Source organism: Lamprocystis purpurea DSM 4197 (genome assembly GCF_000379525.1).
GTDB classification, from domain to species: Bacteria; Pseudomonadota; Gammaproteobacteria; order Chromatiales; family Chromatiaceae; genus Thiodictyon; species Thiodictyon purpureum.
In genome coordinates, this window is the sequence record NZ_KB902564.1 from 113,264 (window position 1) to 131,923 (window position 18,660).

The 18,660-nt window shown below is 64.7% G+C and carries 15 protein-coding genes; 12 read left to right on the top strand and 3 right to left on the bottom strand.

Features of this window, described 5'->3' with window-relative positions:
- The first annotated feature begins 190 nt into the window (after positions 1-190).
- From A39O_RS0130385 to A39O_RS35865, 3 genes are all read left to right on the top strand, one after another.
- Positions 191-949, top strand: coding sequence for a competence/damage-inducible protein A (locus A39O_RS0130385; RefSeq protein ID WP_040529189.1), 759 nt, complete (start codon positions 191-193; stop codon positions 947-949).
- Positions 950-1,161: 212 nt separating this feature from the next.
- A complete protein-coding gene (locus A39O_RS0130390) occupies positions 1,162-2,607 on the top strand; it encodes a glycosyltransferase (protein ID WP_020508414.1) in 1,446 nt (481 codons plus the stop codon).
- A gap of 202 nt (positions 2,608-2,809) precedes the next feature.
- Positions 2,810-6,229 (top strand): rhamnan synthesis F family protein, encoded by a 3,420-nt coding sequence (locus A39O_RS35865; RefSeq protein WP_083924996.1) that lies wholly within the window; start codon positions 2,810-2,812, stop codon positions 6,227-6,229.
- Between the two features lie 198 nt (positions 6,230-6,427).
- Here the strand turns inward: A39O_RS35865 and A39O_RS0130405 are convergent, their stop codons facing one another.
- Together A39O_RS0130405 and A39O_RS0130410 are read right to left on the bottom strand one after the other, a co-directional pair.
- Complete coding sequence (locus A39O_RS0130405; RefSeq protein ID WP_020508417.1) at positions 6,428-6,955, bottom strand: adenine phosphoribosyltransferase; 528 nt, start codon at positions 6,953-6,955, stop codon at positions 6,428-6,430.
- Between the two features lie 20 nt (positions 6,956-6,975).
- The gene (locus tag A39O_RS0130410) at positions 6,976-7,866 is read right to left on the bottom strand and encodes an S-methyl-5'-thioadenosine phosphorylase (protein ID WP_020508418.1); all 891 of its coding nucleotides are present in this window, start codon (positions 7,864-7,866) and stop codon (positions 6,976-6,978) included.
- Between the two features lie 392 nt (positions 7,867-8,258).
- Between A39O_RS0130410 and A39O_RS41460 the strand changes: the two genes are divergently transcribed.
- The 4 genes from A39O_RS41460 to A39O_RS43055 all read left to right on the top strand — a co-directional run bounded on the left by A39O_RS41460 (position 8,259) and on the right by A39O_RS43055 (position 12,066).
- Positions 8,259-8,669: an FHA domain-containing protein gene (locus A39O_RS41460; RefSeq protein WP_026199863.1), complete on the top strand. Its 411-nt coding sequence runs from the start codon at positions 8,259-8,261 to the stop codon at positions 8,667-8,669.
- Positions 8,666-9,454, top strand: a complete 789-nt coding sequence (locus A39O_RS0130420; RefSeq protein ID WP_020508419.1) for a MotA/TolQ/ExbB proton channel family protein — start codon at positions 8,666-8,668, stop codon at positions 9,452-9,454. Before A39O_RS41460 ends, A39O_RS0130420 begins: the two co-directional genes overlap by 4 nt.
- Positions 9,455-9,512: 58 nt before the next feature.
- Positions 9,513-9,710, top strand: a complete 198-nt coding sequence (locus A39O_RS0130425; RefSeq protein WP_020508420.1) for a hypothetical protein — start codon at positions 9,513-9,515, stop codon at positions 9,708-9,710.
- Positions 9,711-10,065: 355 nt separating this feature from the next.
- Positions 10,066-12,066 (top strand): bifunctional serine/threonine-protein kinase/formylglycine-generating enzyme family protein, encoded by a 2,001-nt coding sequence (locus A39O_RS43055; RefSeq protein ID WP_051088919.1) that lies wholly within the window; start codon positions 10,066-10,068, stop codon positions 12,064-12,066.
- Positions 12,067-12,520: 454 nt separating this feature from the next.
- Here the strand turns inward: A39O_RS43055 and A39O_RS43060 are convergent, their stop codons facing one another.
- Positions 12,521-12,967 (bottom strand): addiction module protein, encoded by a 447-nt coding sequence (locus A39O_RS43060; protein ID WP_020508421.1) that lies wholly within the window; start codon positions 12,965-12,967, stop codon positions 12,521-12,523.
- Positions 12,968-13,272: 305 nt separating this feature from the next.
- Here A39O_RS43060 and A39O_RS37310 point away from each other — a divergent pair, with 305 nt between their 5' ends.
- The 5 genes from A39O_RS37310 to A39O_RS35885 all read left to right on the top strand — a co-directional run bounded on the left by A39O_RS37310 (position 13,273) and on the right by A39O_RS35885 (position 18,440).
- Positions 13,273-14,487 carry a polysaccharide deacetylase family protein gene (locus tag A39O_RS37310; RefSeq protein WP_020508422.1) on the top strand — a complete coding sequence of 405 codons (1,215 nt, stop codon included), beginning with the start codon at positions 13,273-13,275 and terminating at the stop codon, positions 14,485-14,487.
- Between the two features lie 245 nt (positions 14,488-14,732).
- On the top strand, positions 14,733-16,055 hold the full coding sequence (locus tag A39O_RS37315) for a trypsin-like peptidase domain-containing protein (RefSeq protein WP_169338519.1): 1,323 nt from the start codon (positions 14,733-14,735) through the stop codon (positions 16,053-16,055).
- Entirely contained in the window at positions 16,052-16,777 is a 726-nt protein-coding gene (locus A39O_RS0130450; RefSeq protein ID WP_020508424.1) for a PP2C family protein-serine/threonine phosphatase, read from the top strand. Before A39O_RS37315 ends, A39O_RS0130450 begins: the two co-directional genes overlap by 4 nt.
- Positions 16,778-16,948: 171 nt before the next feature.
- Positions 16,949-17,680 carry a YfaP family protein gene (locus tag A39O_RS0130455; protein WP_020508425.1) on the top strand — a complete coding sequence of 244 codons (732 nt, stop codon included), beginning with the start codon at positions 16,949-16,951 and terminating at the stop codon, positions 17,678-17,680.
- 412 nt (positions 17,681-18,092) lie between these two features.
- Positions 18,093-18,440 (top strand): hypothetical protein, encoded by a 348-nt coding sequence (locus tag A39O_RS35885; RefSeq protein WP_020508426.1) that lies wholly within the window; start codon positions 18,093-18,095, stop codon positions 18,438-18,440.
- Positions 18,441-18,660 lie beyond the last annotated feature (220 nt).

Below are 18,660 nucleotides of genomic sequence, written 5' to 3' on the forward strand. Positions count from 1 at the left end.
CTGAAGTGCCTTGGGGCTTGTTTGTGCTGTGTGGCGTCCCAATTCCTGGCAAACCTTAAGGCAGTATGGTGCGGCGGCCAGGCCTGAGTCGTGATTCAGGTCGCAAAATGAAAATAACCTGAAAACCCCAATCGTAGCAATTGAACGCGAAAGCAAGTGCTGGAGTTTCGTTTTGGCGGTCACCTCAACCATGCATATTGCGCGCCGGTCCAGCCTCGGACCTATTGGCTTCGGGCTCATCGTCATTGGTGACGAGGTGTTGAACGGCGCGCGCACCGATCAGCATCTGCGGACGTTCAAGACGCTGTTGGGCGAGCGCGGACACGCGCTGTCCTGGCATTGGCTGCTGCCGGATGACCCGGCGGTGCTGGAAGCGCATTTGCGCTGGTCCATGGCGCGGACCAACCCGGTGTTCGTCTGCGGCGGGATCGGCGCCACCCCGGATGATCACACCCGCGCCGGCGCCGCCGCGGCGGCCGGCGTGGCGTTGGTGCGCCACCCGGGCGCGCGGGACCTGATCGAAGCACGCTTTGGAGATGCGGCCTATCCACACCGCATCCTGATGGCCGATCTGCCCGCGGGCGCTGAGCTGATTCCCAATCCATTCAATCAGATCCCCGGATTCTCCGTGTCCGGACACTGGTTTCTGCCGGGGTTTCCGCAAATGGCCTGGCCCATGGCCGAATGGGTGCTGGAAACGCATTACGGGACCGCGGATCTGGTGCGCGAGTCGGCCGTGCAGGTGCTGGGTGTCCCGGAGAGCGCCTTGATCCCGCTGATGCGCGACCTGGGAGAGGCGTTCCCGCAGCTCAAGATGTTCAGCCTGCCCCATCTGGGCGCAGACGCCTGCATCCTGCTAGGCTTCCGAGGCCGGATCGACCTGGAGACCGCGATGGATACCCTGCGTGCCCGGCTCGTCAGCGAGTCCATGCGGTTTTGCGAAGTTTAACCCGCGTCCAGCGCGAAATGCGTGATTTTCATGGTGTGTTCGGCCTTGGGGATTTCACCAACCTCGGTGGAGACGCGGTTTAAAATTGATATTTTTTAAAACGTTAAACCGCGCCAGATCCAGCAATCGTTGCGTCTGCCGGGGCCGATCTCATCAAAAAACATCGCATACCGCGCTGGGCGCGGTTTAGTCGTCAACCAAAGGGTTTCTCCATGCTCGCATCCGTCCCTGCCCTGGATCACCTGGTTACGGTTGGTCTGATCGTCTTGAGCGTGCTCTCGCTGAACCTCGTCGTGCTCGCCGCCGCCCGATTGCTGGTCGGCGAACGGCGCGGCGTGCGCGCCCGACTGGACGGTGCCGACCTCCCTCAGGTCCTGGTGCAGGTGCCGCTCTACAACGAAGGAGCCCTGGTCCGGCGCATTCTGGGCGCGGTGGCTGCTTTCGACTGGCCGCGCGACCGCTTGCAGATTCAGGTCCTCGATGACAGCACCGACGGGTCTTGCGCCCTGAGTCGTCAGGCGGTCGCGGACCTGAAACGGCAAGGTTTCCGGATCGAGTTGCTGCATCGCACCCACCGCACCGCGTTCAAGGCGGGCGCCCTGGCCGCGGGTCTGAAGCGCTGTGCCGCACCTTATGTCGCCATCTTCGATGCGGATTTCATCCCGCCGCCGGATTTTCTGCGGCGCACCCTGGCGGTGTTGGAGGCGAACCCGGTCATGGCGTACGTCCAGGCCCGCTGGACCCACCTCAACGCGCCCGAGAATCTGTTGACCCGCATCCAGGCGCGGCTGTTGGATGCCCATTTTCGGGTCGAGCAGGAGGCGCGCTGGCGGCTCGGTCTGTTCCTGCCGTTCAACGGCACCTGCGGGGTGTGGCGGCGGGCCGCCATCGACGATGCCGGTGGCTGGCAGGGCGACACCCTGACCGAGGATTTGGATCTCAGCGTGCGTGCGCGGCTGCGCGGGTGGCGGTCGGCCTTCCTGATCGATGTGACCGTCCCCGGCGCCCTGCCGGCCTCCGCGCCGGCCTGGCGGGCGCAGCAGTTTCGCTGGACCAAAGGATTCGTGCAGTGCGCGCTCAAGCTGACGCCCCGCGTCTGGCGCAGCAGTGCCTTGTCATTCCGGCATAAGCTCATGCTGACCCTGGAGATGGGTCAACCCCTGGCCTATCTCATCGGCGCCTCCTGCACCCTGCTGGGACTCCCCTATATCGCGGGCGCGGTGGTGGCCGGACCGGCACTCGCCGCGGCGGCGGTGTGGGCCTCCCTGGTCGGCATCCTCGGGACTGTCGGATTTCTGTTGCTGGGAACCACCCGTGAGAATCGCTCGGGTGCGCCCCTGGAGATTGTCGCCGCCCTGTTCCTGTCGACCGGGCTCTTGATCTCAAACTCCCGGGCCGGGCTGGAAGCCCTGGTGGGATATCGCAGCGAGTTCGTGCGTACGCCCAAATCCGCCGTCCCCGGCGTGGCGGCGGCCAAACGCCGACGCTATGGCGTGAGCGAGGCCGCGGCCGGCCTCGGCCTGCTCGGCTTTGCCCTGATGGAACAGCCCGCGGCGGCCCTCTATCTCACACTCGTGATCGGCGGTCTCATCGCCGTCGGGGTCATGCAGCTCCTCGACGGCCGGGATTTGCCGAAGTTGGCGCGGTTGCGGCCGTGATGCCGGCCTTGATCACCATCCCGCCACCGACCTGAGAGACTGTAGGTCGCCCGTCAGCGTGACCGGGCGACATCGCGGACCCCTGGCCGTCGGGCGACCTAATCGCGGCGGGACGCCGCTAATATTTTCAAGTTGTATATTGTGCATTTCTTATATTGTAGTCAAATCAAGAGAAAGAAACTTCAGTCGTATTGACAAAGCTATGGAATACAAATCGCTTCTGCAATCATCACTCGTCAAACCCGACCTGCGAGGTCACGCCAGCACCTGGAGCGGTCATATTCCTTTTGCGATCTGGCTTGTTCAATTACTCAAGCCCAGCGTAATAGTTGAGCTCGGCACCCATCGGGGTCAGTCGTATTTCAATTTTTGCCGGGCGGTAACGGCTAATGACTTGGAAACAAAGTGCTATGCGGTAGATACCTGGGAAGGTGATGACGACGCCGGAAGTAATGGAAAAGATGTCTTTGTTGACGTGCAACAACACAACCAGCAAATATATAGCCATATCTCGAGCTTGTTGCGCATGACATTCGACCAGGCAGCGCGCTGCTTCTCCGACAAGTCTATCGACCTGTTGCACCTCGCCGGCCGCCAAGACTACGAGGCGATCAAGCATGACTTCGAGACCTGGCTCCCCAAGCTGACGCCTTCTGCTGTCGTCCTATTTCATAATACGAACGTAACAGAGCGGGGCTTTGGGACTTGGCGATTCTGGGGGGATCTCGCTCGGCTGTATCCACTGAGCCTCGAATTTGTCCACTCCCACGGCCTTGGCGTATTACAACTCACCGCCGGCGAAAATAATTTTCATTTAGACTGGCTCGACCCGGAGTCATCCGAAAAGAGTATGCTGATCAAATATTTCGAGGCCAGAGGTGCGGAGGTCGTGCAGCAGTGTGGCAGTAATGAGCTGCAGGAGGCGGTCCTGCCGCACCAACAGGAGTTGAGCGAACCCGACGGTCAACTGGCAGCGATCAAGCGGCAGTTGGCCGAGCGCAACTCACAGATCGCCGCCCTAGATCAGACCTTGTTCAACTACGACGCCCAGATCGTCGGGCTCAAACAAAAGGTGGCCGAACTGACGCAGGAGACAAGCGAATCGCAGACTGCGATCAACGCTCTTCTTGCATCGACCTCTTGGCGTATTACCGCGCCATTGCGGGCGCTGTGGTTGAGTCGTAATCGCCTCGAATTTCGACAGACGCCAAGGACGCCAGGGACGCCCGGACCGGAAAATACGGTGGCTCCCGTTACTGGCGCCTCTGATCGCGCGTTTGACGCCGAATTCTATCTACGTGCATACCCGGACGTCGCTGTCAGCGGTATTGACGCTCATCAACACTATATCACTCGGGGTGAGCGTGAGGGAAGGCTCGGGACCCCCCCGGTTCCGGTGATTCACGGAGAGCTCTGTCACCTCGATGCGGCTAAATCAACAGTACTCGTTATCAGTCACGAAGCGTCGCGGACCGGTGCGCCGATCCTTGCACTGCATATTGCCCATCAACTGCGAAAAAAATACAATGTCATCGCTCTTGTTCTCGGGTCCGGCGAGCTGATAGCTGATTACCGGAAACAGTGCGATATCGTCATCGGGCCACTCGAAGAGCCATACAATCCGGTGATTACTGGTGGTGTGTTGGCGAAACTGATTCCTGAGATCAAACCAACGTTTGCGATTGTCAACAGTATCGAATCGCGTGTCGTGCTGCCCATCTTGGCACGGCTGTTTGTACCAACCCTATGTCTTATTCATGAGTTCGCATCCTATACCAGACCGCTAAACGCTGTTTCTGATGTCGTCTTTTGGGCGAGCGAAGTGGTGTTCTCTGCGGCGATCGTCAGGGCGAATGCGCAAGAGGTATGTCAGGCTCTTGGAGAGCGCCATCCGGTGATCTTGCGACAAGGTCGAACGATCCCCCCGCGACCCGATCGGTCGCCGTTGGAGTATGATTGGGAGGCCCGCCGGATCAGCCGGCTGATGCGCCCGTCTTCGCTGCCGGAGAACACGGTCGTCGTCCTTGGCATGGGCTTCGTTCATATACGTAAGGGGGTAGATTTTTTTATTGCGTGCGCGGCTCGGGTGGCAGCGCTTCATCCGCATTGCCCGTTCCGGTTCGTTTGGGTTGGCCATGGCTTCGACCCCGAGAAGGATGTCGCTTATTCGGTCTATCTCCGGGATCAACTGAGCCGGGCGGGGCTCGACGGACTGATGGTTTTTGCGGGCGAAACGATGCGCGTTGATGTGGTATATGAGTTGGCGGATATATTCCTCCTGAGCTCCCGCCTGGATCCACTACCCAACGTTGCCATCGATGCGGCTTACTATCAACTGCCGATTGTTTGCTTCGACCGTACCACTGGGATTGCCGATCTGCTGACCGAGAACGGCTTCGCTGCGACCTGTGTGGCTCCTTATCTGGATATCGAAGAGGCGGCGCGGCGGCTTGTTGATTTAATCGACAGCCCCGCACTGCGGCTGGAGGTTGGCCGCGGACTCAAAGTACTCGGAGCAGAGCTATTCGACATGGAGACCTATGTTGAGCGCCTTGATCAAATCGCTTGTGACTGCGCGGCGAGGCAGTCCATGGAGCAGAAGGATTGCATCCTGATAGAGAGTGCAGAGGTTCTGCGGGTTGATTTCTTTCTCGAACCCAAGTCTTGCGCGACGCCAATGGCCGAGGTCATCCGTACCTTTGTGCGATCATGGGCGAGCGGGTGCAAGCGGCGCAAGCCGTTCCCTGGTTTTCATCCAGGCATTTACCTCGACCAGCACGGCATCGCTGGCGAAGCCAGAAATCCGCTTGCCGATTTTATTGCCGCCGGCAGACCAACCGGTCCTTGGCTTTGTCCGGTGATCGAGCCATCCTCACCCGTTGCTGTTACGACACAACGATTGCGGGTGGCGCTGCACATCCATGCGTACTATACCGATCTTGTCCCAGACATCCTGCGTCGACTCGAGGGGCAGGATCTCGACTTAGACCTTTTGATCAGCGCTTCATCGCAAACCGCCGCGGACGATATCCGATCCTTGTTGAGTCAATTCGGAAGGAATGTCGTTGACATTCGGATTACGCCAAACCGAGGCCGCGATATCGGTCCTCTGGTGACCGAGTTTGGTTCCTTGATTCTCTCCCGGTATGACCTGATCGGCCACCTTCACACCAAGAAGACACCTGACCTGAAAGACCCTGAATTTAGCCGGCTCTGGTCGGAATTCCTGCTTGAGAATCTCCTCGGTGGACAGTATCCGATGGCAGCGAAGATCATTTCCGCGATGACGGCAGATGAATCGCTCGGGCTGGTCTTCCCTGATGATCCGAACCTCTGTGGCTGGACTGACAATCGGACGATCGCCGCCGAGTTGGCAAAGCGTCTGGATATCGATGAATTACCGGAGCGCTATTTCTGGTTCCCGATCGGCACCATGTTCTGGGCACGCACGCAGGCGCTCCTACCCTTGCTGACGCAGCCTTGGGGCTGGGACGACTACCCGGAGGAGCCGCTCCCTTACGACGGTACGATATTGCATGCGACCGAGCGCTTGCTGCCGCTCGTAGCCAACAAGATGGGATATCGAATAGCACTGACCAATGTCCCTGGTGTATCGAGGTAGCTAAGCCAGAAGACCCGTCCGCCGGCACTGATCATCGTTCCGGCCACCAAGTCGCTTGTAGGATGCGGTTCGTTCCTCACCGAATCCTACTGTCTGGGTGATCGCTGTGGCCGGCACGGCGTCTGAGACTAAGGCTACGGCCCTCAGATCATGGCGGAGTAGCGGCAGCGCTTTGTTTCCGGCAAGCCGGCCAGGGGTTCAATCGCCTTCGAACTCGCACAACGCAAACACTTTCTGCCCATGCTTTTCGAGCCGCTGGCGGCCGCCCAGATCGGGCAGGTCGATGACGAAGCAGCATTCGACGATCTTGCCGCCCATGCTCTCGATCAACTTGCAGGCCGCCGTGGCGGTGCCGCCGGTGGCGATCAGGTCATCGACCAGCAGCACCCGCTCGCCTTGGGACACGGAGTCGACATGCATCTCGATGCGATCGGTGCCGTATTCCAGGTCGTAATCGTGGCCGACGGTTTCCGCCGGCAGCTTGCCCTTCTTGCGAATCGGCACGAAGCCGACACCCAGTTGGTACGCCAGTGCCGCGCCGATGATGAAGCCGCGCGCCTCGATGCCGGCCACCCGGTCGATCTTCTCCGCGGTGTAGCGATTGACCAGCTCATTGATGGTGATGCGAAAGCCGACCGGGTCTTTGAGCAAGGTCGTGATGTCACGGAACATCACGCCCGGCTTGGGATAATGGGGAACGGTGCGAATGCGCGACTTGATGGGCATGGATCTTTTCCGAAAGACAGTTAGCGGGGATTCAGCACGCGGCCGGCCACCGCATCCAGGTGCCGGACGACCTCGGGATCGCGCGCCTCGGGCGGTGTGATCAGGGCATGTTCAAGCGCGCGGCGGCAACTGCAGGCGGCGGCGTCGGCATCGCCGTGCAGGCGCGGCGCGACCTGCTTCACCAGGCCGCGGGCATTGTCGGCATTGGCCAGCAGCACTTTGACGATGGCATCGACAGTGACGTCGTCGTGGTTCGGATGCCAGCAATCGAAATCGGTGACCATGGCTACTGTGGCGTAGCAGAGTTCGGCCTCCCGTGCCAGTTTGGCCTCGGGCATGTTGGTCATGCCGATGACGTCGCAGTTCCAACTGCGGTAGAGCTCGGACTCGGCCAGACTGGAGAACTGGGGCCCTTCCATCACCAAATAGGTGCCGCCGCGCGCCACCTCGATGCCGGACTCGCGCGCCGCCGCCTCGAGATGGTCGCCCAGTCGGTGACACACCGGGTGCGCCATCGAGACATGGGCCACCAGACCGGTGCCGAAAAAGCTCTTGACGCGGTCGAAGGTGCGATCGATGAACTGATCGACGATGACGAACATGCCGGGCCGCAGATGCTCGCGCAACGAACCCACGGCGCTGACCGAGATCACGTCGGTGGCCCCGGCGCGCTTGAGGGCGTCGATGTTGGCGCGGAAGTTGATGTCGGACGGCGGAATCCGGTGTCCGCGGCCATGGCGCGGCAGAAATACCATGGGCTGCCCGTGCAGTTCGCCGCACAGCAATGCGTCGGAGGGTGCGCCGAAGGGCGAGTCGATGCGCTCCCAGCGTTTGTTGGTCAGCCCTTCGATGTCATAGACACCGCTGCCGCCGATGATCCCGAGCACCGAGGCGCTACCGTTGCCTGCCATTCAAATTCCTCCGAAACGTGGTTGCCAGCAGGCCGCAGAGGGTACACCATTTAACTGAACCTGGTCATCAGCGGGCGCGTCGCCGGCAGTTCCAAATTTGGGTGGCCGCCGTAGGCAGCTTGTCGGCGGCGAGGCTGAGGGTGGATGCGCTGCGCTTATCCACCCTACGAAACCGACGCCGCTGTAGGGTGGATAAGGCGCGCCGCTCGGTGTCGGGGACCTGGCACGGCGGTCGCGCGCGCCGCATCCACCAGGGGTCGCACGATGCCGCCCGAACTTGGAATCGCCGACGCGTCGCGGCGCTCATGATGGCGTTGGGGGGCTCCAGGTCGCCCCAACGGCTTCGCGGCATTGGAACCCGGTCTGTCAACGCCATCCAGGAGGAACCCCCGATGGGCGCATCCCCGACCAAACTGCTGATCGGTCGTGACCGCGAGTGCGATATCGCGCTGGCGCACGAGACCGTGAGCGGCCGTCATGCGGAACTGACCTTTCTGCCTGCCGGCAAACTCCTACTCACGGACTGCAAGAGCCGCAACGGCACCTTTCGACTGCTGCCGGGAGGCAGCGAGCAGCGCATCCACCAGCAACTGGTCTCGCCCATGGACCGGGTGCGGCTGGGCGAGGTGACGCTGACGGTCCGCGAGATCCTGGAGGCGGCGCGGCTCAAGTACCCGCGGATGCCCGAACCGCCCGCCCCCGTCCAGGAGGGGCCGCCGCCGGTGCAGGGACGCCACCTGGAGCGCTGCGACTGCGGCGCCGTCAAGACCATCGGCGCGCCCTGCCCGGAGTGCGGCCGATGAACCGGTTGTGGAACCAGCCGAACCGCCTCCTGATCCTGGGCCTGTCGCTCCTCGCGGGGGTGCTCTTCATCGGCCTGCTCAGTCTGCTGCTGCCCGCCGGCGGCCCCGCCGCGGTCGTCATCCTGGACCACAACGCTATCCTGGCGCCGAACTCGCCCTTCGTCTATCCGTTCACGGTGCAGAACCTGATGCATCTGCTGTTCTTCGTCGGCCTGGGCGAGGTCTACTGCCGCTGGCGCATCGCCGAGCGCGAGCAGGCGATGAACCGCGAGGGCCTGCTGCCGGAGGACTACCGCGTCATCCTTCAGGAGCACGACCTGCCCGCCATCCGCGCGCGGGTCGCCGACCGTTACGACGCGGAGCACGGCTTCCTGCCGAGCCTGATCGATCTGTGCATCCTGCAGTTCCGCGCCAGTCGCTCGGTCGATCAGACGGTGAGCGTCATGAACAGCAGCCTGGAGCTGATCGACCACCGGCTCGACCTGCGTTACGCCATGCTGCGCTACCTGGTGTGGGTCATCCCCACCATCGGTTTCATCGGCACCGTCATCGGCATCTCGCTCGCCATGAACCTGATCGACCCCGCGGCCGACGAGCAGCCCCTGGGCGAGATCGCCAAGGCGCTGGGCATCAGCTTCTACACCACCCTGGTGGCCCTGGTCGAGAGCGCCATCCTGGTGCTGCTGATGAACCTGGTCCAGGCACGGGAGGAATCCGCGCTGAACCGGGCCGGTCATTACACCCTCACCAACCTGATCAATCGTCTATATGCGGGCGGACGTTAGCCCCGTAGGGTGGACAAGCGCTAGCGCAGTCCACCGAATCCCGCTGAGGTAACGTCCAATGACCGTCGATCAAATCGAAGACGCCGTGACCCGGCTTCCGCCGAATGCGCTTGAGCAATTTGCCCAGTGGTTCGAAGAATATCTTTCTAATCAATTGGATAAACAGATCGAGGCAGATAGTTTAGCTGGCAAGTTTGATGCTGCCGCAAAGCGGGCTGACGACGATTTCCAAGCCGGACGCTGCACGCCCCTTTGAATCACTTGTGTGGGTGTGGATCGACCTCTACGGGGCCTATGACAAATTGATTTAGTCCCGTCGGGTTACGCTGCGCTCCGGACGAGAAGTGCCTCCCGTGGGAGCGGCGTCCCGCCGCGATGCGGTGCCGCGGTGACCTCGAACGCTGCGGCGATGCGCCAGGCCCCGTCGCGGCGGACGCCGCTCCCACAGGGTCGCTGTGTGTGATTTTCGCGAATCCGGGTGATATAGCATTCGGACGTGATAACCGGACGTAGGAGCGGGTTTCAAACCCGCCCCTACACCAAGGGTCTATCTGGATCAGGTACGAGGTCTATAATCCGCGGCGCGCGCCGCCACCGCCAGGATGCACCCGATGACCGAGCCCAACGCCGACCACCTCTGCCCCGGCTGCTTTGCCGAGAAGGGCGGCGCCAATCCCTGCCCGCACTGCGGCTACGACGAACAGGCCGAGCGGGCGCCGCTGCTGCTGCCCCATCGCACCCTGCTCAATGGGCAATTCCTGATAGGGCGGGTGCTCGGTAAGCCCGGCGGCTTCGGGATCACCTATCTGGCCTGGGATCTGGGCCTGCACCGGCGCGTCGCCATCAAGGAATACCTGCCGCGGGAGTTGGCCGGCCGGGGCACCGACCGTGCCACCATCGCGCCGCACTCGCGCGAAGACGCCGACGCCTTCCGCTACGGTCTGGAGCAGTTCCTGGCCGAGGCGCGCACCCTGGCGCGGCTCGACCACCCCAACATCGTGCGCGTCCATCAGGTCTTCGAGGCCAACGGCACCGCCTGTCTGGCGATGGAGTACTACGCTGGTCTGACGCTGGCGGACTATCTCGACCGCAAGGGCGGACGCCTGGCGGAGTCCGAGGCCCTGCTGTTGATGCAGCCCATCCTGGACGGCCTGCGCGCGGTCCACGCCAAGGGTTTCCTGCACCGCGACATCAAGCCCCAGAACATTTACCTGGCCCAGATGGACGGCGGCGGAGTGCGTCCCATCCTGCTCGACTTCGGCGCCGCCCGCCAGGCCATGGGCGAGCGCAGCCGCTCACTCTCGGTCCTCGTCTCCGAGGGCTACGCCCCCTTCGAGCAATACACCCGCAAGGGCAAGCAAGGCGCCTGGACCGATGTCTACGCGGCGGGTGCGGTGCTCTACCGCATGGTCACCGGCCAGACCCCGCCGCCGGCCAACGACCGCATGGCCGGCGACGACCTGGTCCCCGCCGGCGCCCGCGGGGTCTCCCAGGCACTGAGCGATACCCTCAACCGAGCCCTGGCGCTGCAACCCGAGAACCGCCCACTGGACGTGCCCGCCCTCCAGGCCGCCCTGTGGCCGCGCCAGACAGCGGAGCACGCGGCCACGCCGCCTCCACGCGCGAGCGCACCGGCCGCACCGCCCAAGGTCGCTGCCCGTCGTCCCGTGACCAGTCGACCCCAAGCCAAGCCCAAAGGCCCCCACCTCGCCGAGGCGGTCCTAGCCGGGGTCTTGCTCGTCATCGTCAGCGTCGGTGGCCTGTCACTCTGGGGCGACGGACAGCACCAGGCGGCTGACCCAGTGGATTCCATGACTCCTGAGGTGGATCAGCGCGGCGCAGTCCAGCAACCCCGCCAGCCCTTTGACCCCAAGTTCGAGCCCGAGATGGTCTCAATCCCCGCCGGCACCTTCCTGATGGGGTCCCCGGCCAGCGAGCCAGAAAGGGCAGACGACGAAGGCCCACAACACCAAGTCCAGGTCCCCGCCTTTGAACTCGGCAAGACCGAGGTCACCTTCGACCAATGGGATGCCTGTGTCACCGCCAACGGTTGTAAGCAACGGCCGGAGGATGCAGGGTGGGGCCGCGGCACCCGCCCGGTGATCGATGTGTCCTGGGATGACGCCCAAGCATACGTCGAATGGCTCAGCGTCCAAACCGGTACGGCCTATCGCCTGCCGAGCGAGGCCGAATGGGAATATGCGGCGCGGGCGGGGACCAAAACGCCGTTCAGTACCGGTCGCTGTATCAACACCGATCAAGCGAACTATGACGGCAGGTACGACTACAACGGCTGCGGCGCCAAGACCGGGGTTTCCCATGAGAAGACTCAGCCGGTCGGCAGCTACCCCGCCAATCGCTGGGGCCTCTACGACGTACACGGCAATGTCTGGGAATGGGTGCAGGACTGTTATCATGACAGTTACACCGGTGCACCGAAGGACGAATCGGAATGGCGGGATTCTTGCAAAGACAGTGGGTGGAGCGTGCTGCGCGGCGGTTCCTGGGACGACAGTCCCCAGTTCCTCCGTTCCGCCAACCGCAACGGGAACGGCACCGGCTACCGGGACTTCAACCTCGGTTTCCGCGTGGCTAGGACGCTGACCCCTTGATCCTTTGACTTGGCCGGACGCTGCATGCGCCCCGTCCGAAACGTTCTAGCTGAAGCCAACAGCCAAGGCTTCGTCGACGACTCCCCAAATGTACGGAACTGGGTTGCAAACCCCGTACTGCTCGGTTGCGCGGCCCAGGCCCAGTACCGATGGCCCTGTCGCGTGCCCCGCGCCTGCCCGACCTGCTGGCCGGGCCGCGGTCGGTGTAGGTCGGGCTTCAGCCCGGCAGCGGCGGTCGCGCTAGAGTCTACCCATCCAGCGTCGCGGGTGGCGCTTGGTGTGCATCACCGCGAGCACAGCGACTTGCTGACCCTCGATCTGGTATAGCCTTCGTACCTGATATCCAGACAGACGTTTGATGTAGGGGCGGGTTTGAAACCCGCCCCTACGTCCGGTTATTACGTCCGACGGCTATAGAAGACGCCGAAGGGGAACCGGCGGATCACCTCGGCGGTCACAGCCGCCGTCTGATGTCGGCGATCACCTCGTCAGCGGGTCGCCCGGGGTTGCGATCCAGCGCGTAGGCGTCGATCCGGCGGTCGAGTTCAGCCCGCTGCTCGCCCGTCAGGGGCAGGGCGTTCTGGTCCGCGGCGATGCTGTCCCACAGGTCTTCTACCAACTGGATTCGCTTGTCGATGGGCAGTTCGAGCAATGATGGGCTCATGACGATTTCTCCAGGCGGGTATTTGCGGCAGCGGTTGAAGACAGGATACATCGAGTCCAAGGCTTCAGCGTTGGCGTCCTCCTCCGAGGCTGAAGCCTTGGACTCCAGGGGTTGAGGCTGGCAGCGGCTGCTGTGGCCGGACGGGTCTGCAATTTGGGACATGGTCTCGTCTTGGGTGGCCGCCGCCAACAGCGTGTCGGCCGCGAGGCTGATGGTGGATGCGCTGCGCTTATCCACCCTACAAAACCGGCTCCGCTGTAGGGTGGATAAGGCGCGCCCTTTGGTGTCAGGGACCTGGGATGGCGGTCGCGCGCGCCGCATCCACCAGGGTTCGCGCGATGCCGCCGAAATTTCGGACTGCTGCCGCCGCCCCGCGAGCATCCGGCGACGACCGGACCAAGTTACAATCACCCGCGGACTCGAACCAGAGACGGCAAGAGCGACCGCTATCGTGGTCTGGTGCCCCTGGTGCTGCGCGACTGGGTCTGGCGTATCGAGCGTTTTGGGAGTCTGAAGCGTCAATGAGGAGACAGACAATCAGCATGGCAAGCACATTGACGCGGACGCTGATCCTGGTCCTGGCTGTCGGGTGGGGGAGCGTTCCGGCGGCGGATGTCCCGAGCGTCGCGGCTGAGCCCATCGCGCCCATGCCCGCGGCGCTGGGACCTCTGCTCATCGAGGCCCCGCCCCCGCGCGCGGGTCAGTCCTTGGACCTGACCATCCAGCCCGCCGCGCCCGCGCTCCCGGTCGAGGCCCCGGCCGCGCCTCCGACCGATCCGCTGCCGCCCGGCGCGGGGGACAGCGCGTTTGCCGCTGAGCCCGCCTCCGGACCGGGTTCGGCGGCTCTCCTCGACGCCTGCTGGACCCCGGAGCAGCTCAAGGGGCGCCCCGGCGAGCGCAAGATCCGGCAACAGCGGCCCGCGGACCACCACCCGCCGGAGCGGCTGACCCCGACGCATCCCGATCGCGCGCTGGGCCCCGAGTTCGCCCGGTCATTGCGCTCGGTCGCACCCTTCAACGGCGAGCAGTTGGTCGCCCTGACCTTCGATCTGTGCGAACAGGCCGACGAGGTCACCGGCTATGACGGTGAACTGGTGGATTTCCTGCGCGCTGAGCAGGTCAAGGCGACCTTCTACGCCGGGGGCAAATGGATGCGCTCGCATCCCGAGCGCACCCGGCAATTGATGGCGGACCCCCTGTTCGAACTCGGTAACCACGCCTGGACCCACGGCAATCTGCGCGTGCTCGGGGGCCGGGAACTGGAGGACCAGATTCAGTGGACCCAGGCCGAATATGAATTGCTGCGCGAGGACCTGCTCGGGCGTCCCTGCGCCCAGCCGTTCGCCGCCGAGGCGCACGACAGCATTCCTATTGTGCCGCGGACCTTGCGCTTTCCCTACGGGACCTGTAGCGCCGCCGCACTCGATGCGGTGTCCGCCGCCGGTCTCTATCCGGTGCAATGGAGCATCGTCACCGGCGACCCGGCGGCCGGCCAGTCCGCGGCGCAGATCGTCAAGGCTGTCCTGACGAGCCTCAAGCCGGGGGCCATCGTCATCGCCCACGGCAACGGCCGCGGCCGACACACCGCCGAGGCGCTCACGACGCTGATCCCCGCCATCCGCAAGCGCGGCTACCGGTTCGTCACCGTCAGCGAGCTGATCGCCGCCGGCACCCCGCATCTGGTCGATGAGTGTTACGAGGTCAAGCCGGGCGACAACCGGCGTTATGACAAGCTCTTCGGTAAGGGAACCGAGTAGGCCCATCGATTTCCGCGCGGCCGCTTCTTCGATTTGATCGACGGTCATTAGATTTGCCGTGAAAGTCGCGCAGCGACCCCGTGGGAGCGGCGTCCCGCCGCGATGGATGCCGCGGTCACCCCGAACGGTCGGGTTACGCGCCAGGCCCCATCGCGGCGGGACGCCGCTCCCACGGGGGACTTTCATCTCAAATGTGGAACGACTGGAGTATTCTCGTTCAACCTGCAACCCGGATCGGTGCCCGCATGGCGATCGACTTGGACCACTCCCGCGGCGGCGCCTCCCGCCGGCTGCGTCACGGCGCATGCGGCCTCTTCAGCCTGCTCGGTGCGCTCCTGTTCGTTGCCGCGGCGGCCGACGATGCCGTCAGCGAGCGGATGGACGCGGCCACCGTGCGCGTGCTCTGCATGGCGGCCGCGGGCGATCGGCTCGGCACCGGGTCGGGCTTCGTGGTGGGCAACGGCAGCCATGTCGTCACCAATTGGCACGTGGTGGCCTGTACCGCGGAGGGCGGCGCCGCGGCCGTGCTGTTGGCGGCCGACCGGGAGCACCTGATCCCGGCGCGGGTGTTGTCCCATGATGAACACCGCGACCTGGCCGTGCTCAAGACCGACCGGGGCCTGGGTCGCCCGGCCGTGCACTTTGCCCCGATCGCCAGTGTGCGCAAGCTCGACCGGGTGGTTGCCTACGGCTTCCCTGGCGCGGCGGATGATTCCAGCGGCGCCGATATGGCCGACCCCAGCGTGACCAGCGGTGTGGTGAGCCGCATCTACCCGCGGCCGGCCGCCCCGGAGTTGCCCCGGCTGATCCAGACCGATGCGGCCATCAACCCCGGCAACTCGGGCGGACCGCTGTACGATGCCTTCGGCCGGGTGATCGGGGTCAATACGCAAAAGGCGCTGACGGTAGTCGAGACGCGCGATGCGGCCGGCGCGCGCTCCGAGGGGCGGGTGCCGCTTGGCGAGGGCATCGGTTGGGCGGTGGCGAGTGACGAGGTCCTGCCGTTCCTGGAGCGCCTCGGGATTCCGTTCCAGGTGGAGCCTGACCGGGTGGGCGCGCTCGGTTCATTGTGGCACCGTGAACCCCTGGTGGCGGCGCTGCTCACGGGGCTCCTGGCCCTGTCGATGGCCGGGGTGATCCTGGCCGCTTCCCGGCGCGGTCGGGCGGCGGTGCGCGAGCGGGTGACCCGCGCCTTGGGTGGGCTGAGCCCCCGGCCAACCGCGTCGGCGACGCCCGCCGCCGCGCGCCGCACGCCGAGTCTGCGCGGCATCGCCGGACCCTACGCCGGCGCGACCCTGCCCATCGCCGGTGACGGCATCGCCATCGGCCGCGATCCGGCCCTGGCGCAACTGGTGATTCCGCCGACCTTTGTTCAGGTCAGCAAACGCCACGCCCTGGTTGGCTACGATGTGTCCCGCCGGGCCTTCACCTTAGAAGATTGCTGGTCTACCCAGGGCACCTTCGTCAATGGCGCCCCCGTGCCCGCGGGCCAGTGCGTGACCCTGAATCCCGGCGACCGTTTTCACCTGGCCACGCCCGCGGTGGCTTTCGAAGTCCTGCTGACATGAGCGCCTTGACCTTGCACACCGCGACCTTGAGCAGCGCCGGCGGGCGTGCCGACAACCAGGACGTCTGCGCCTGGCGCGACGGCTGCTGGGTGCTCGCGGATGGGCTGGGCGGCCATGCGGGCGGGGCGGTGGCCGCGCGCATCGCGGTGGATCACATTCTTGATGCACTGACCGGGGCGCCGCTGCCGACCGGCGCGGCCTTGACCCGGGCGATCACGGGCGCCCACCAGGCCATCCAGGACCAGCAGGCCAGCGACCCTCGGCTGGAGCGGATGCGCACGACCCTGGTGGTGCTTCTGAGCGACGGTGAACGTGCGCTCTGGGCCCATGTCGGCGACAGTCGGCTCTATCACTTTCGCGGCGGTCGCCTGTGCTTCCAGACCGCCGACCACAGTGTCCCCCAGGTGCTGGCGCGCGCCGGGGAGATTCGCCCGGACGAGATTCGCTTCCACGAGGACCGCAACCGGCTCCTGCGCACCCTGGGCAACGCGGACACCGTGCGTCCCACGGTGCTGGAGAGCCCGGTGGCCCTGGCGCGCGGCGATGTCTTTCTGCTCTGCACGGACGGCTTCTGGGAGTATGTCACCGAGCCCGAGATGGAGGTGACGCTGGCCAAGAGCGCGGACCCGGACACCTGGCTGCACACCCTGGCCGTCCGCCTGCTGGCGCGGGCCGAACCGGGCAACGACAACTACACGGCCGCCGCCGTGTTCGTGACCTGACCCGGACCAGGCCCGTAGGTTGGACAAGCCCGTAGGGTGGACAAGCGATAGCGCAGTCCACCACCCCCCGCGCCTTTGATGGTGGACTGCGCTACGCTTGTCCACCCTACGATTTCCAGATTCCACGTGGCCGCAGCCATGACCAAGGCCGCCTGACCAAGGAGCAGCACCGTGCGCCGCCGCAATCGCGAAATCAACATCTTCAACCTGTCGATGCTCGACGTGATCGCCGGGGCCATGGCCGCCTTTCTGATCATCATGATCGTGCTCATGCCCTATTACCGCAAAGAGCACATCGACTATCAGGCCATCGTTGCCGAGCTGCAGCGACAGCTCGCGCAGGCGCAACACCAGGCGCAGGCTGCCGCGGCGCGCACGGCCGCCGCCGAGGAGGCCGCCCGTGCGGCCGAGAGCGCCGCCGCGGACGCCGCGGAGCAGGTCCGTGCCGCTCAGGCCGCGGCAGCGGCGGCGAACGCCCAGGCGCAGCAACAGCGCGAGCGCGCCGAGGGCCTGGAGCGCCGGTTGGCCAAGACGTTCCTGGTGCTCTACGTGCGCTGGAACACGCGGGACGACATCGACCTGCACGTCATCGACCCGAGTGGCGCCGAGTTCAGCTTCCAGCGCAAGACCATCAGCGGTCGTCCGGGCGAACTGAGCGAGGACACCATCAACGGCCCCGGCAACGAAGTCTGGGAGATCCGCGACGCACCGCCCGGGGACTACCGGGTCTTGGTGCACCTCTATGCCGTGAAAGACAGCACCAAGCCGGTGTCGATCCAGGGCCGGGTCTTTCACCGTGACGATAGCCATGCCTTCAGCACCGTGCACCTGCGCACCCAAGGGGAGACCGTGCCGGTGGCGACCATCGTGGTGGATGCGCAGGGCGGCGTGTCGGTACGCTGAGTGCGGGCCGGCCGGGACACCAAGGACGCTGCGTGACCCTGTAGGGTGGACAAGCGATAGCGCAGTCCACCGAATCCAGCGGCCCCGCTGGTGGACTGCGCTGCGCTTGTTTACCCTATGCTCCTGAGCAGAAATTCCAAATTCGGGTGGCATGGCGCGACCCCTGGTGGATGCGGCGCGCGCGACCGCCGTGCCGGGTCCCTGGCATCGAGCGGCGCGCCTTATCCACCCTACAGTAGAGCCGGTTTTGTAGGGTGGATAAGCGCAGCGCATCCACCATCCGCCTCGCCGCCGACACGCTGCCGGCGGCGGCCACGCAAATTTGAGACTGCCGGGCAAAGGCGCCTTTCTTCCTCACCGCCGATTCCCTAGAATCCGCAAGAGCACCCGCGCGGCACCACGGAGCAACAGCATGGCCATGAAATCCTGCGGCAAAGGACATTTCTACGATGAGGGCACCCATTCCACCTGCCCCTACTGCGGCGTGTCGATCGAACTCGGGGAGACCGTAGGCCGGTTGGACCCGGCGCCCGTCGCCGAGGACTTCCCCAGAACCCGCGCCGCCGGCAGCCGCGCCACCCCGCGGGGTGACCCCGAGGAAACCGTCGGCATCTTCAAGAAGCGCCTCGGGATCGACCCGGTGGTCGGCTGGCTGGTCTGCATCGCGGGGCCCGACCAGGGTCGCGACTACCGCATTCACGGCGAACGCAACTTCATCGGCCGCGCCCCAGCCCTGAAGCATAACCCTGCCGCCAGCTGACATCGGGCGTCGTCGGCACCGGTCGGCGCTGGCGTTGGCCGTTGCGGAGTGGGTTTGACCTAACCAGGGGGGCAGCGGGACGCCCTGGCGGGTGCCGGGAGGGTGGTCGAATCAGTCCTCGCGCCGGTGTCACGGTCGCCAGGCAAGCGATTCCCGGCGCCGGTGGTTGCCGGCGAGCGGAATCCGACGCCGTGCCCGGCGGCGCTTATTCGAGCTGAAG